Source organism: Streptomyces sp. NPDC003036 (genome assembly GCF_040611175.1).
In the GTDB taxonomy this organism is placed as follows: domain Bacteria; phylum Actinomycetota; class Actinomycetes; order Streptomycetales; family Streptomycetaceae; genus Streptomyces.
Genome location: NZ_JBEXNO010000063.1, coordinates 1 through 13785 on the forward strand (window position 1 = coordinate 1; position 13785 = coordinate 13785).

Annotated in this window: 10 protein-coding genes; 1 reads left to right on the forward strand and 9 read right to left on the reverse strand. The window is 72.5% G+C overall.

The features are described 5' to 3' along the window. Nucleotides 1–56: 56 nt before the first annotated feature. The 3 genes from ABZX67_RS31355 to ABZX67_RS31365 all read right to left on the reverse strand — a co-directional run bounded on the left by ABZX67_RS31355 (nucleotide 57) and on the right by ABZX67_RS31365 (nucleotide 3051). Nucleotides 57–347: a hypothetical protein gene (locus tag ABZX67_RS31355; protein WP_355367501.1), complete on the reverse strand. Its 291-nt coding sequence runs from the start codon at nucleotides 345–347 to the stop codon at nucleotides 57–59. 32 nt (nucleotides 348–379) lie between these two features. Beyond that, nucleotides 380–1969 carry an acyl-CoA carboxylase subunit beta gene (locus ABZX67_RS31360; RefSeq protein WP_355367504.1) on the reverse strand — a complete coding sequence of 530 codons (1590 nt, stop codon included), beginning with the start codon at nucleotides 1967–1969 and terminating at the stop codon, nucleotides 380–382. A gap of 236 nt (nucleotides 1970–2205) precedes the next feature. Continuing rightward, nucleotides 2206–3051 (reverse strand): NAD(P)H-binding protein, encoded by an 846-nt coding sequence (locus tag ABZX67_RS31365; protein WP_355367507.1) that lies wholly within the window; start codon nucleotides 3049–3051, stop codon nucleotides 2206–2208. Between the two features lie 143 nt (nucleotides 3052–3194). On the opposite strand from ABZX67_RS31365, the gene ABZX67_RS31370 reads away from it, so the two are divergent. Then, nucleotides 3195–3962 (forward strand): SDR family oxidoreductase, encoded by a 768-nt coding sequence (locus tag ABZX67_RS31370; RefSeq protein ID WP_355367510.1) that lies wholly within the window; start codon nucleotides 3195–3197, stop codon nucleotides 3960–3962. Nucleotides 3963–4172: 210 nt separating this feature from the next. Here ABZX67_RS31370 and ABZX67_RS31375 read toward each other — a convergent pair whose 3' ends face one another. The 6 genes from ABZX67_RS31375 to ABZX67_RS31400 form a co-directional block, all read right to left on the reverse strand. Continuing rightward, entirely contained in the window at nucleotides 4173–5810 is a 1638-nt protein-coding gene (locus tag ABZX67_RS31375) for an FAD-binding protein (RefSeq protein WP_355367513.1), read from the reverse strand. A 262-nt stretch (nucleotides 5811–6072) separates the two neighbouring features. Beyond that, a complete protein-coding gene (locus tag ABZX67_RS31380) occupies nucleotides 6073–7911 on the reverse strand; it encodes an AfsR/SARP family transcriptional regulator (RefSeq protein WP_355367516.1) in 1839 nt (612 codons plus the stop codon). Between the two features lie 314 nt (nucleotides 7912–8225). Further along, complete coding sequence (locus ABZX67_RS31385; protein ID WP_355367519.1) at nucleotides 8226–9788, reverse strand: aminotransferase class III-fold pyridoxal phosphate-dependent enzyme; 1563 nt, start codon at nucleotides 9786–9788, stop codon at nucleotides 8226–8228. 11 nt (nucleotides 9789–9799) lie between these two features. After that, on the reverse strand, nucleotides 9800–11437 hold the full coding sequence (locus tag ABZX67_RS31390; RefSeq protein WP_355367522.1) for an MFS transporter: 1638 nt from the start codon (nucleotides 11435–11437) through the stop codon (nucleotides 9800–9802). A gap of 33 nt (nucleotides 11438–11470) precedes the next feature. Next, nucleotides 11471–12352 (reverse strand): alpha/beta fold hydrolase, encoded by an 882-nt coding sequence (locus tag ABZX67_RS31395; protein WP_355367525.1) that lies wholly within the window; start codon nucleotides 12350–12352, stop codon nucleotides 11471–11473. Between the two features lie 15 nt (nucleotides 12353–12367). Next, nucleotides 12368–13687, reverse strand: coding sequence for an FAD-dependent oxidoreductase (locus tag ABZX67_RS31400; RefSeq protein ID WP_355367528.1), 1320 nt, complete (start codon nucleotides 13685–13687; stop codon nucleotides 12368–12370). Between the last annotated feature and the right edge of the window lie 98 nt (nucleotides 13688–13785).

The following is a 13785-nucleotide window of genomic DNA, read 5'->3' on the forward strand; positions in this document are numbered from 1 at the left end:
GTTGCCCGGCCTCCTGGCAGCCCTCGACGCGATGGCGGTGCGTCCGGCCTGAGTGCTCAGCCGGTGGGTTCGTCGGGCCAGGTCGGGGCAGGGGCCGCGGCCCAGGACGTGGCCGCCCTGCGGCGGGCCGCCGACGGGAGCCAGGGGGCCCCGTTGCGGCGGCGGCCGCCGTCGCGCTCCCGGGCCTCGCGGACCGACTCCTCCGCGCGGGCGGCCAGCACCGCCGACAGGACCGCCGCCACCGCGGCCACTTCCTCGGCGGTGGGCGAACCGCCCGTGATGCGCCATACCTGGCTGGTGGCCTCCTCCGGCAGATCGCTCACCGCGCTCACCGCTCGTACCGCCATGGTTCCTCCTTCGGCCGGCCGGTCGTCCGGCGTCACTGGGGCTGGTTGCCGTGCTTGCGCGTGGGCAGCGGCGCGTGCTTGTCGCGCAGCATGGCCAGCGCGCCGATCAGCGCGGAACGGGTGTCGGCGGGGTCGATGACGTCGTCGACCAGGCCGCGCTCCGCGGCGTAGTACGGGTGCATGAGTTCCCGGCGGTACTCCTCGATGCGGGCCGCGCGGGTGGCCTCGGGGTCGTCGGACGCGGCGATCTCGCGGCGGAACACCACGTTCGCCGCGCCCTCGGCGCCCATCACGGCGATCTCGTTGGTGGGCCAGGCCAGCGCGATGTCCGTACCGATGGAGCGGGAGTCCATCACGATGTAGGCGCCGCCGTACGCCTTGCGCACCACCAGGGAGATGCGCGGCACGGTGGCGTTGCAGTAGGCGTACAGCAGCTTGGCGCCGTGCCGGATGACGCCGCCGTGCTCCTGGTCGACGCCGGGCAGGAAGCCGGGCACGTCGACCAGGCTCACCAGCGGGATGTTGAAGGCGTCGCACATCTGGACGAAGCGCGCGGCCTTCTCCGAGGACTCGATGTCGAGGACGCCGGCCAGTGTCTGCGGCTGGTTGGCGACGATCCCGACGACCTGGCCGCCGAGCCGGGCGAGCGCGCAGATGATGTTGGGCGCCCAGCGCCCGTGCACCTCGAAGTAGTCGCCGTGGTCGACGATCTCCTCGATGACGGCGTGCATGTCGTAGGCCCGGTTCGGGTCGGCGGGGACGAGGTCGAGCAGCGCCTCGGTGCGCCGGTCCGCGGGGTCGTCGGACAGCTCCGACGGGGGCAGTTCGCGGTTGTTGGACGGCAGGTACGACAGGAGGTGGCGCACGTCCTCCAGGCAGTGCTCCTCGTCGTCGTACGCGAAGTGGGCCACGCCCGAGGTACCGGCGTGGACGTCGGCGCCGCCCAGCTCGTCCTGGGTGATCTGCTCGCCGGTCACCGCCTGCACCACGTCGGGACCGGTGATGAACATCTGCGAGGTGCCGCGCACCATGAAGACGAAGTCGGTGAGCGCCGGGGAGTACGCGGCGCCGCCCGCGCAGGGGCCCATGATGACGCTGATCTGCGGGATGACACCGGAGTTGCGTACGTTGCGCTGGAAGATGCCGCCGTAGCCGGCGAGGGCGGTGACGCCCTCCTGGATGCGGGCGCCCGCGCCGTCGCAGAGGCCGATGATCGGGGCGCCGGCCTTCTCCGCGAGGTCCATCAGCTTGTGGATCTTCTGGGCGTGCGCCTCGCCGAGTGCGCCGCCGAAGATGCGGAAGTCGTGGGCGTACGCGAAGACGATGCGGCCGTCGATCCGGCCCCAGCCGGTCACCACGCCGTCGCTGTACGGCTTCTTCGCCTCCAGGCCGAAGCCCGTGGCGCGGTGCCGGCGAAACGGCTCGGTCTCGGTGAACGTGCCCTTGTCGAACAGCAGCTCCAGCCGTTCGCGGACGGTGAGCTTGCCCTTCTTCTTCTGCGCCTCGGTGGCCTGCGCGCTGGGGCCGGCCAGGACCTGCTCGCGCAGGTCCGCCAGCTCCGCCACACGCCCGAGCATCGACGCGGTCGAGGGGCTGGGCGGCTGTTCCTCAAGGATGCTCATGCCTGTCCTTTCCAGATGCGGGGGAAGGTGGTTCTCGTCGACGCGCCGGGCGGCGCGGAACACCGTGCGCCGGGTGTGTGCCTCGGCATACCACTCATAGTGGGAAATTCCGCTACAGGTCTTCTTGAGGTTGCCTTGAACCGCCGTCCGTTGAACCGCCGTCAGGCCTCCCGCGGTGCGGTGGACCGCGTGAACGGCCGCGCCCGCCGGGGGGGTGCGGCCGTTCCCCCGGCGCGTCAGGCGCGCCAGGCTCCGGCCGCCGCGGCGTCGGCCACGTAGGCGGCGAAGGCGCGCGGCTCACGGCCGAGGGCCTCGCGGACGCCGTCGGAGACCTTCCGCTCGTAGCCCTGGGCGATGGGGTGCATGGCCGCGGTCCACAGCTCGGCGTCCGGCTTGGCGACACCCTGCCCGACCAGCTCGGCGATGAACGCGTCGGCGGTGAGCGGCGTGTAGCGGACGGTGCGGCCGGTGGCCTCCCGGATGAGGTCGAGGACCTCGGAGAGGGTCACGGGCGCGGGCCCGGACAGCTCGTACGTACGGCCCGCGTGGCCCTTCTCGGTGAGGGCGGCGACGGCGACGGCGGCGATGTCCTCGACGTCGATCCAGCTGGCGGCGCCGTCACCGGCGGGAAGGCGCAACTCGCCGGCCAGGACGCCGTCGTTGAAGAAGCCCTCGCTGAAGTTCTGGGCGAACCACCCGGGCCGCAGCACCGTCCAGTCCAGGCCGCTGCCCTGGACGGCGGCCTCGCCGGCGAGGAAGTCCTCGCTGGTCTCGGTGGCGGAGCCGTAGTAGCCGGGGGTGTCCACGCCGCGCGCGGACAGCAGGACGAGGCGCTCCACCCCGGCGCGGGCCGCCGCCTCGACGAACGCGCCGGTCTTGTTCGCGCCGTCGAGCTGGACGATGTACACGCCGCGGACCCCGTCGAGGGCGGGGCCCCACGTGGACTCGTCCAGCCAGTCGAAGCGGTGTTCGGCGTTGCGGGACGCGGAGCGCACCGGTACGCCGCGTTCGGTGAGCTGCCGTACGACGCGGCTCCCGGTCTTTCCGGTGCCGCCGATCACGAGAACGGGTTCGTAGGTCATGGCCGGAGACTAATTCCGCAATCGCGTGCGCAGACCGGGCGATGGGCCGGGAATGGGCGGCCGATGAGGGCACCGGAGGACGATCGCATTCGCGGCCCTGGCATCAGAGGTCGCCACGGTCGAGAGAATTGGGAGTTGCCTGCATGACTGCCCTCACGAACAAGACGGCACTGGTTACCGGTGGAAGCCGGGGTATCGGGCGTGCCATCGCCAAGCGGCTGGCGAAGGAGGGCGCGCTGGTCGCGCTGACCTACTCGAGCGACGAGGCCGCCGCCAAGGAGACGGTGACCGCGATCGAGGCCGACGGCGGCCGCGCCTTCGCCTTCCAGTCGCAGCTCGGCGTCCCGGGTGACGCCGCCGCCCTGTGGGAGGAGTTCGACGCCCGGATCGGCCGGCACTCCGACACCCCGGGCCTGGACATCCTGGTGAACAACGCGGGCATCGCCGGCCCGGGCCTCATCCACGAGGTCTCCGAGGAGGACTACGACCGGGTGTTCGCGGTCAACGCCAAGGCCCCGTTCTTCATTATCCAGAAGGGCCTGGAGCGACTGCGTGACGGCGGCCGCATCATCAACATCTCCTCCGGTGTCACCAAGGTGGCCTTCCCGGGCATGACCTCCTACGCGGCCTCCAAGGGCGCCGTCGAGGTCCTGACGCTGACGCTGGCCCAGACCCTGGGCTCCCGCGGCATCACCGTCAACGCGGTGTCGCCGGGCACCATCGAGACGGACATCCACCCGTGGATGGCCGACCCGGCCGCCAAGGCCCACGCCGCCGGCTTCTCGGTGTTCAACCGGGTCGGCCAGCCCGAGGACGTCGCCGACGTGGTGTCCTTCCTCGCCTCGGACGACGCCCGCTGGGTGACCGGTCAGAACATCGACGCGAGCGGGGGTTCCGGCCTGGGCATCTGACCGATCCGGTACTGAGGGGACTTCTTCCGTTCCGCACGCGGAAGCCCGCCGCCCCCTCCCCCTTCGCACGGGGGGAGGGGGCGGCTCCTTCGTGTGCCCTCGTCCGTGTGCCTCCGGGGTCCGGCCGGGGAACGCCGGAGCGGGCCTCCGGTCGCCGAGGGTTCGCCTCGCCGTCCGAAGGCCCGCTCCGTCAGCCGGGGACCCCGGGGGTCAGGGCCTGATGCTGAGCGCGTGGCGGAACAGGTTGTTCGGGTCCCAGGTGCGCTTGGCCGTCTGGAGGCGGCTGTAGCCGTCCTTGAAGTAGAGCGTGCCCCAGTGGACGCCGGAGGTGTTGAGCGCCGGGTCGGCCAGGTCGGAGTCGGCGTAGTTGATGAACGCGCCGTCGTTGACGCCGCCGGGGCGCGGGACGCCGCCCGTCGCGGCGTGCACGTCCCGGTAGAACTCCCGCACCCAGGCCATGTTCTGGGCGTCCTCGGCCTCGGTGGCCCACAGGTCGATGAAGAGCATCTTGATGATCGAGTCGCGCTGGGCGGTGGCCGTGGCGCTCGACGCGAGCTGGTTGGCCCGGCCGCCGTAGCCGGCGATCTCCACGAGGGCGGCGGGGTTGTTGTAGTCGGTGCGGGTCAGGTGCTTCCAGAACGCCTTGAGCTGGGCCGCGGGGAACGGCTTGCGCAGGTAGGCGGACTTGGCCTTGAAGCGGCCCTTGCCCTCGAAGCCGCTGCCGCCGAGGCCGGGCCAGTTGAGCACGTTGTACAGCCAGTCGACGCGCTTGCGGGTGTCGACGCGGTACGTCAGGCCGGTGCCGGCGACGATCGCGGCGAGGTACTCGTCGAGGAGCCGGTCGGCGTCCGGCACGGCCGAGTCGATCTGGGTGGTCATCAGGAACTCGCCGGCCGAGCGGTGCCGGGGCTTGAGGGCGCTGAACAGCTTGGCGTACGCCGAGGTGGGCGACTGGTTCGCCGCGTGCCACGCCGAGAAGTTGTAGAGCAGCTTGCTGAACGCGGCCTCGGTCATGCCGGTCCAGGAGAAGGCGACCTCGGAGAGGATCAGCTCTCGGGGCGCCTTCGGCAGGAGCGCGGCCGGGTCGGCGCCGGTCGCGCCCGGGGTACGGAACCAGTACCGGGTGACGATGCCGTAGTTGCCGCCGCCCGCGCCGGTGTGGGCCCACCACAGCTCGCGGTTGGGGTCGTCCTGGGCGCAGGTGGCGACGATCTTGCGGGCCTTGCGGTTGGCGTCGACGACGACGATCTCGATGGCGGCCAGGTGGTCGACGGTGACGCCGTGCGAGCGGGCCAGCGGGCCGTAGCCGCCGCCGGGGACGTGGCCGCCCACGGCGACGGACGGGCAGGTGCCGCCCGGCAGGGTGACGCCCCAGTTGTCGTAGAGCGTCTGGTAGACGTTGCCGAGCCGGGCGCCGGGCCCGATGGCGAACGCGCGGCGCGTCGCGTCGTAGCCGATCTCCGTCATGGCGGAGACGTCGATGAGGACGCGTATCTCGGGGTTGGCGGTGAAGTCCTCGTAGCAGTGGCCCGCGCTGCGCACGGTGAAGCGCAGGCCCTGGTCGAGGGTCTCCTGCACGGCCTGGACGACCTGGTCGGCCGTCTTGGCGACGAGGACGTACGCGGGCGTGCCGATCCAGCGGCCGTTGGCGCCGGTGACGAGCGAGGCGTAGCGCGGGTCGTCGGGCGTGACCTTGACGAGCGCCTCGCCGGCGACGGCCTCGGCCGGGGTGGGCGTGTCGGCGTACGCCTCGCCCGCCCAGCCGCCGATCGCCGGGAGAGCCAGGGCGGCGGAGCCGCCGGCTACTGCGCTGTTTCGCAGGAACACCCGGCGGGAAAGTCCGGTCATTGCGGTGTACCTCCGTGAGGATGTGCTGTCCGGGAATTGCGGATATCGCTGTGGGGGTGTGGGTTCGAACCGCATGGGTACGGAACTCGACAACCACAGCCGTTCCTCACGCGGAGGTGGCGTGGATTTCATGACGTTCAGCCCCAATGGCGCCGAACGTTATCGGCCAGTTCCCACCCTGGGGTAACCCCTGGCCAATTCCATTTGTGTGGTCCGTTTGAGATGCCGGAACGCCGGCTCGGCCGGCGCCCCGGCGGGCCGCTCACATGGCGCGGACGCGGGCCGAGCGGGTGTGGGCGAGGACGACGACGGCGCGCCAGGTGCGCGGCTGCCCTTCCACGGGGGTGTACGCGACGGCGGACGCGGTGGCCGCGCGGGTGGCGTCGCAGACCTGGATGGTGCCGGCGGGGGCGGTGCTCAGCAGGCCCTGGCACAGGTCCAGCAGGGCGCCGTTGACGGAGGGCGGCACGGCCTCCCCGGGCCGGAAGCGGACGAGCGCCTGGCCGGTGGCGACGGAGGCGTGCAGGACGGCGCCGCGGCGCGGCTGCGGACCGGCCGGGTACGCTCCGGCGCCGGCGCCGCCGGGCACGGCCGTGGCCAGGGCCTCGCGCAGGGCCGCGGCGGCGCGGACGGCGCGGATGGCGGAGCTGTCGTCGCTCTCGGTGCGGAAGACGCCGAGGGTGACCGGGCCGATCGTGGCGACGGGCTCGCCGCCGAACCGTTCGATCTGCCGCTGGGCGGTGGCGCTGGCGCACTCCAGCAGCTCGTCCATGACCTCTTCGGGGTACGCCGTGAGGCCGCCGCCCGGCGCGGGCACGGGGACCCGGGTGCGGGCGAGGAGGACGCTCAGTCGCTGACGTTCCGTCACCAGGCCGGTGCGGACGCCCTGCCCGGGGACGGGGCGGCGTGCGGCGACCGGCCGGGCGGCCGGGACCGTACGGGCCTGGGCTGCTCCGGCGCGCGGACCGTGCGGCGGGGGCACGACGCGGGCCGGGACCGGCCGGCCGGGGGCGGTCCGCTCGGTGAGCGGGGTGGGCGGGCCGCCATTGACGCGGCCCTGGCGGGCGGCCGCGCCCGGGGTGAGAGCCGGGGTGCCGATACCGGTCAGGGGGCGCAGCCGGGCCGGGGCCGGGGCGGCGGCCGCGACGGGGGCGGCCGGGGCGCCGGCCCGGAGGGCGGGCGGTGCGGTCCTGCCATGGTCCCGGGCGGCCGCGGCGGATGACACCGTGGTGAGCGGACGGTGCCTCTCCGCCCGCGCCGCGGCGCCTCCGTCGGCGACGGCGGCCGGGCCGGGCAGGAGGGTGGCGCCGCTGCCGAACACCGGGGCGTCCAGGAGGTCGAGGGCGGGGTCCTGGGCGAGGATCGCCTGCTGGAGGCGGCGCAGTTCGTGCCCGGGCTCCAGGCCGAGGTCCTCGATGAGGGTGGCCCGGATGCGGTTGTAGACGCCGAGGGCGTCGGCCTGTCTGCCGCACCGGTACAGGGCGAGCATGAGCTGGCCGGAGCTGCGCTCGCGCAGCGGCTCCGCCTCCACGGTGGCCTCGATCTCGCCGATGACGGCGTAGTGCTGGCCGCAGCTCAGCCGGGCCTCGAAGTAGTCCTCGAGGACGTCGAGGCGGGCGTTCTGCACGGCCGTCAGTTCGGGCCACATGATGCCGATCTCGACGAGGTCGGCGAGGACGGGGCCGCGCCACAGCTCCAGCGCGCGGCACAGCAGGGTCAGGGCCTCGTCCGGGGCGCCGGCGGCCAGCTTGGCGCGGCCCTGCGCGACCCACATGCGGAAGAGGTGCAGGTCCACCCGGTCCGGTTCGACGCGGATCATGTAGCCCGGTACGCGGGTGACGAGCTCCGCGGAGGGCCCGCGGGCCGGGGCGTGCGTGCTCAGCAGGCCCCGCAGGCTCCAGATCGCGTTCTGCAGGATCTTGCGGGCGGTCGCGGGAGCGTTGTCGGTGCTCCAGAGGGCCGACAGGAGCCGGCTGGTCGGGACCACCTGGTTGGCCTGGAGCAGGAGATAGCCCAGGGTCGCGCGCTGTTTCGTCCCCCCGAGGGGGGCCGGTACGTCGTCCGTTGCGACTTCGAGCGGTCCCAGCATCCGAAAGCGCATGTCTCCCCCAAGTCCGAGCCGACGGCCCTGCTACTTGCCGGTGAGATTACAAACCAGCAGTCCGGTTTGTCAAAGGACCTATGCCCACCGACTATGCGGACAGGGCGGCCAGGCGGGGGCGGCGACCGCCGCAACGCCCCTGACGGAACGTTAAAACAGCAGGCCAGAGGGCCCGGACGGGGGAAGTGTCCGAGCCCTCTGGAGTGTTGCCGGTCACCGGGATCCGGTCGCCACGATGTGCGATTTTTGTGCGGACGGCAGGGCGGAGGCGTGATCTCCACCCGAAAAACAAGACCGGTTGGTCTGTTAATGGATCACCGGGGGGCGAGGTCGGCCCCGTCGGTGTCGCGGATGACGGCACACACGTCCCGCAGCCCCGTCTCCAGTCGGCCGATCTCCTCGTCCGTGAGGTACACGGACGGCTCGAAGCGGAGGGTGTTGACGGCGCTGGACGTCGGGAAGACGCGGATGCGGTGCGCGCGCAGCAGGTGCCCGGCCACGAAGTAGCCGAAGAACCCGCTCAGCGCCACCTGCCGCAGCGGCTCGGCCGCCGCTCCCGACTGGTCGTGGAACTCCAGCCCGAGCATCAGACCGCGCCCGCGGACGTCCTTGACGACCTCGGGGAAGTCGTCCCGGACGGACCGCAGCATGGCGAGCAGCCGCTCCCCGCGCTCGGCGGCCGCACGGTAGACGGCGCCGCCGTCGGCCTCCATGAGCTCCAGCACCTTCAGCGCGATGAAGCAGGAGAAGCTGTCCTTGGCGAAGGTCGAGCTGTGGGCCAGCTCGAACTGCCCCCGGTACAGCGGCCTGCGGACCAGCATGACCGCGGCCTTGGCGATACCGCCGCCGAGGCTCTTGGCGAGGGTGTAGTAGTCCCCCTTCAGACCGAGCCGCGTGGCGGCCAGGAAGGTGCCGGTGCGGCCCATGCCGGTCTGGATCTCGTCGATGACGAGCGGGATGCCGGTCTCGGCGCACACCTCCTGGATCTCCCGCGCGAACGCGGGGGTCAGCTCGTGGATGCCGCCCTCGCCGAGGACCGGCTCCAGCACGAACGCCGTGAACAGCGGGAAGTCCCGCTCCACGAGCTGGACCTCGCCGCCCGCGACCGCCAGGTCGAGGACCGTGGCCCGCTCCTCCTGGACGATCTTCCGCAGCGCCCCCGGCTGGTCGCGGGGCACGAACCGCGCCTGCGCGGCCAGCGCCCGGAACGGCAGCCGGTAGACCTCGTTGTGGGTGAGCTGGACGCTGCCCGCGAGCTTGCCGTGGAACCCGCCCTCGGGCACCAGGAACAGCGGCTGCCGGGCGAACTGCGCCTCGTTGCGGCGGCGCACCTCGGCGGCCAGCTCCTCCGCGGAGTCGGCGAGGCCGGCGGGCAGGACGGCGGTGCCGTCGGCGACCCGCGCGGTCACCTCCGTGATGTGCCCGTCGATCTCCTCGGCCAGCGCCGCCACGCGCAGGCCGCGGTCGAGCTCGGCGTGCTTCATGGCCGCCTCGTTCGCCTCGGCGCCGCTGTTGGCGAAGATGGCGTAGTACGACTCGTCGTCGCCGCGCTCCCGCTGGATGATCCGGTTGAGGACGGCCGCCACGTCGTTGGCGTACGGGTGGCGGGAGAACTGCGCGTGGACGGGGGTCCCGCCGTCGAGCAGCTCCTTGGCGTACGCGTTGATCTCGGGGTGGTTGTGCCCGAGCATCAGCGAGCCGTAGCCGCCGACGAAGTCGAGGACGGGGATCTCGTCCCCGTTCTCGCCGCGCAGGTAGAGGGTGTTGCCCTCGCCGCGGACGTACTCGGCGTCGAGGCCGCCGGAGGCGAGTACCTCGAGCAGGAACGGCTCGGCGTACTCCGATCCCGCGGCGTGCGGGGTGGTGCTCTCGGTCATTTGTCGTCCCCTCAGGCCGTGGTGACGGTCTCTTCGCGGGCGCCCGCGGACGCCCCCGCACCGGTCTGCCCGTCGGCCTCGTCCGGGGTCTCGGCTGCCTCCGGCGCGGCTTCGGAGCCGATCGCCGGGATCTGCCGGAGCAGGGCGAGGACGATGACGGCCGTCAGCACCGCGAGCCCCGCGCTGACATAGGCGGTCATGTGGAACCCGGCGGTGAAGGCGTCGCGTGCGGCGGCGACGAGCTGGCTCGCCTGCTCCGCCGGACGCGACTCCGCGGCGGCGGTGGCACCGCCCACCGAGTCGCGCGCGGCCTCGGTGGCCGAGGCCGGGATGCCGGCCGGGGCCGACTCGGCGACGTCGCCGCGGTAGACGGCGACGGCGACGCTGCCGGTGACCGCGATGCCCAGGGCCAGGCCCAGGTCGTAGGCGGTCTGCCCGGTCGCGGCGGCGGCACCGGCCTTCTCCGGCGGCGCCGAGCCGACGGCGAGCGCCGTGCCGAGGACGCTGATCGGGGCGACGCCGAACATGACGATCGCCAGGCCGATCGAGGCCGGCACGACACCGTCCCGGTCCCCGTCGGCGGCGGCGGTCAGGGCGAAGCCGGCCAGCGTGACGAGCAGGCCGACGGCGATGACGTACGCCGGGCGCATCCGCTTGGCGAGCACCGGGGTCAGCTGGGAGCCGACGATGAGGCCCACCGCGCCGGGCAGCAGCCACAGACCGGCCGCCAGCGGGGACAGCCCGCCCGCGACGAGCAGGTACTGGGGCACCAGGTACTCGACGCCGTTGAGCGCCATCATGCCGAACAGCAGCGTCAGCAGCGCGCCGGTGAAGGCGCGGATGCGGAACAGGCGCATGTCGAGCAGGGGCGACTCGAGGCCGTTCTGCCGGCGGACGAACACCACCGCGAGGATGACGCCGGCGAGGATGGCCGCCAGGTTGACGGTGGACCAGCCGTCCTCGGCGAACTTCTTCACGGCGTAGACGATCGGCAGGATCGCGGCGAGGAACAGCACGACGCTGGCGATGTCCAGACGGCCCGGGTTCGGGTCGCGGTACTCGGGCAGCAGCACGGGCGCCAGGAGCAGCGGCACCAGCATGACCGGCACGCCCATGAGGAACACCGATCCCCACCACCAGACGTCCAGCAGGACGCCGCCGATGACGGGGCCGATCGCGATGCCGACCGAGAGGGAGGTCACCCACATGGCGATCGCCGTGGCGCGCTGCTTGGCGTCGGCGAACATGTGGCTGATCAGGGAGAGGGTGGACGGCAGGACGGCGGCGCCGGCCACGCCGAGGAGGCCGCGGGCGACGATGAGCATCTCGGGGCTGGTCGCGTAGGCGGCGAGCAGCGAGGAGACGATCACGCCGATCGAGCCGAGGATCAGCAGCCGTCGCCGGCCGAGCCGGTCGCCGAGCGTGCCCATGACCACCAGGAAGGCGACGGTCATGAAGCCGTAGATGTCGGTGGTCCACAGCAGCTGGGAGCTGCTGGGCTGGAGGTCGGCCGCGAGGTACGGGGTGGCCAGCCACAGCACGCCCAGGTCGGCTGTCATCAGCGTCACCGGGAGCAGCAGCACCAGCAGTCCGAACCATTCGCGTGGTCCGGCCCGCAACTCCGCCGCGGGTGCGGTGTTGGAGGACATGAGTAGAGGGGGTCCCTTCTTCTGCCAGATGGTTCAGTACGTCGCGGGGGGTGCCGCGGGCGAGGACTCCGGCGTGCCGTGGGCCCGCACGCGGGCGAGGATCTCGGCGGCGATGGTGGTGGGATCCTGCTGCGGCTGCCAGTGCGAGGTCTCCTCCAGGGTCACCAGCCGGTAGGTGCCGGTGACGTGCTGGGCGGTCCGCTCGACGGCCAGTTCGCTGACGGCCGTGTCGGTGTGGCTGTAGACGAACGTGGTGGGCACGGTGACCTGGCCGAAGTCGAACGGGTCGCCGAGGAGGTCGTTGGCGCGGTACCAGTTGAGGGCCGCGTCGAGGGTGCCGGGACGCGTGTGGGTCGTGACGTACCGCTCGATCTGAGCGTCCGTCAGGACTCCTTCGCCGGCCTGGGTGAACCAGGCGTGCAGCTGCGCGGCGCCGTCGGCGAGGAAGTGCTCGGCGGCGCCGTCCGACACGAGGAACTTCACGTACTGGGAGCTGCGCTGCTGCTCCTCGTCGACGCGGTACGCGTGCTGGTAGGCGTCCAGGTGGGGGATGGCGAGCGCCGTCAGGGTGCGCACCCGGTCGGGCCGCTTCGCGGCCAGGTACCAGGCGACGGCGGCGCCCCAGTCGTGTCCGACGACGTGGGCGCTCGCGACGCCGAGGCTGTCGAGGACGCCGAGCGCGTCGGCGGCCAGGTGCGGCAGGCGGTACGCGTCGACGTCCGCGGGGCGGGCGCCGGGAGAGTAGCCGCGCTGGTCGAAGGCGATGGTGCGCAGCCCGGCCGCGTGCAGCAGGGGGGCGGTCTCGGTCCAGGACTCCTTGTTGTGCGGGAAGCCGTGGAGCAGCAGGACCGGTTCGCCGTCGAGCGGTCCGTCGACGGCGACGTCGAAGACGAGGTCGTCCAGGGTGATCTGCATGGTGGTCGCCGCCCGTCAGTTCCGCGGTCCGGCGAGGGCGGCCTCGATCTCCGGGGCGTGGAGGACCGACGGCGAGTCGACCAGGCCGATGACGCGGGAGTACACGCGGGCGACGGCCGCGTCGCGGGCGGCGGCGTCCTGGACCTGGGCGATGAAGGCGTGGGCCGCCTGGACCTCGGGGGTCCGCTCGCCCTCGACCTCGGGGAAGCTCAGATCGGCGCCGACGGCCATCTCCCAGCAGCCGTCGATCGCGTCCGTCGCCAGGTCGCGGAAGTACGCGAGGGCGTCCGGGCGGCGGTTCTCGGCGACGTGCCGGCGCAGCACGAGCGAGCCCATCGCGGCGACGGTCATGCCCTGCGCGTAGCTGGGGTTGAAGCTGCACACGGCGTCGCCGATGACGAGCAGGCCGGCCGGGAAGTCCGTCATGCGCTGGTAGTGGCGGCGCAGGTTGGTGGGGAACTTGTAGGCGACCGGGTCGTCGAGCGGCTCGGAGACCTGCAGCACCTCGTAGATGTCGGGCGCGGCGAGGGACTTGATGAAGCTGAGGAAGCCCTCGGGGTCGGTGGGCGGGTGGTCGCCGAGGATGCCGTACGCGGTGACGATGGCCCGGCCGCCGTCGATCTTCTGGCAGATGGCGCCGCGCGGGATGCCGGCGGAGGCGACGGTGTTGATGGAGATGTTGCCCTCGAACGCCTCGTCGGGCACGCGGTAGTAGCGGGTGGTGTAGCCGAGGCCGATCTTGTGTTTCTCCTCGGGCACGGCCTCGTAGCCCAGCTCCTCCAGCCAGACCGACGTGCGGGAGCCGCGGCCGGTGGCGTCGACGACGAGGTCGGCGTCGAGGGTCTCCTCGGCGCCGTTGCGGGTGACGACGACACCGGTGACCTCGCGGCCGTCCGCCTCGGTGCGCAGGCGGAGGATGGTGGCGTTCTCCAGGACGCCGACGCCGTCGAGCGCCAGCACCCGGTCGCGGACGTGCCGCTCGAGGAACGGGCGGCTGGAGGTGAGCGCGACCAGGCCGGACTCGACCTGCACCAGGCGCTTGCCGTTGATGATCCAGCGGACGTCGCCGGCGACGTCGCCGGTCTGGGCGCCGTCGGCCCTCATCTCCTCGGTGATCCCCGGGAAGTACTCCTCGGTGATCTGCTGGCCGCGGGCCAGCAGCCCGTGCAGGTGGTGGCCCTGCGGCAGGCCGCGGCGCAGGTCGCCGGGGCCGGTGAGCTCATCGCGGTCCACGATGAGCACCTCGGCAAAGGTGTCGGACAGCGCCCGCGCGGCGAACAGTCCCGCCATGCTGCCGCCGAGCACTATCGCGCGGCCTTCCCGATCGTTGATCATGGCGTCGATCTCCTTGAATTCGCTTCGGATTCCCGGGGGCGGGGCCACGACGAACTCGCTGAGAAATGCCGTGACTTCGTATCGCGTGAGCCCGCGTA

Excerpts from the sequence above, each read along its gene's own strand:
- ABZX67_RS31355 (WP_355367501.1), bottom strand. The coding sequence starts at position 347 with ATGGCGGTACGAGCGGTGAGCGCGGTGAGCGATCTGCCGGAGGAGGCC.
- ABZX67_RS31360 (WP_355367504.1), bottom strand. The coding sequence starts at position 1,969 with ATGAGCATCCTTGAGGAACAGCCGCCCAGCCCCTCGACCGCGTCGATG.
- ABZX67_RS31365 (WP_355367507.1), bottom strand. The coding sequence starts at position 3,051 with ATGACCTACGAACCCGTTCTCGTGATCGGCGGCACCGGAAAGACCGGG.
- ABZX67_RS31370 (WP_355367510.1), top strand. The coding sequence starts at position 3,195 with ATGACTGCCCTCACGAACAAGACGGCACTGGTTACCGGTGGAAGCCGG.
- ABZX67_RS31375 (WP_355367513.1), bottom strand. The coding sequence starts at position 5,810 with ATGACCGGACTTTCCCGCCGGGTGTTCCTGCGAAACAGCGCAGTAGCC.
- ABZX67_RS31380 (WP_355367516.1), bottom strand. The coding sequence starts at position 7,911 with ATGCGCTTTCGGATGCTGGGACCGCTCGAAGTCGCAACGGACGACGTA.
- ABZX67_RS31385 (WP_355367519.1), bottom strand. The coding sequence starts at position 9,788 with ATGACCGAGAGCACCACCCCGCACGCCGCGGGATCGGAGTACGCCGAG.
- ABZX67_RS31390 (WP_355367522.1), bottom strand. The coding sequence starts at position 11,437 with ATGTCCTCCAACACCGCACCCGCGGCGGAGTTGCGGGCCGGACCACGC.
- ABZX67_RS31395 (WP_355367525.1), bottom strand. The coding sequence starts at position 12,352 with ATGCAGATCACCCTGGACGACCTCGTCTTCGACGTCGCCGTCGACGGA.
- ABZX67_RS31400 (WP_355367528.1), bottom strand. The coding sequence starts at position 13,687 with ATGATCAACGATCGGGAAGGCCGCGCGATAGTGCTCGGCGGCAGCATG.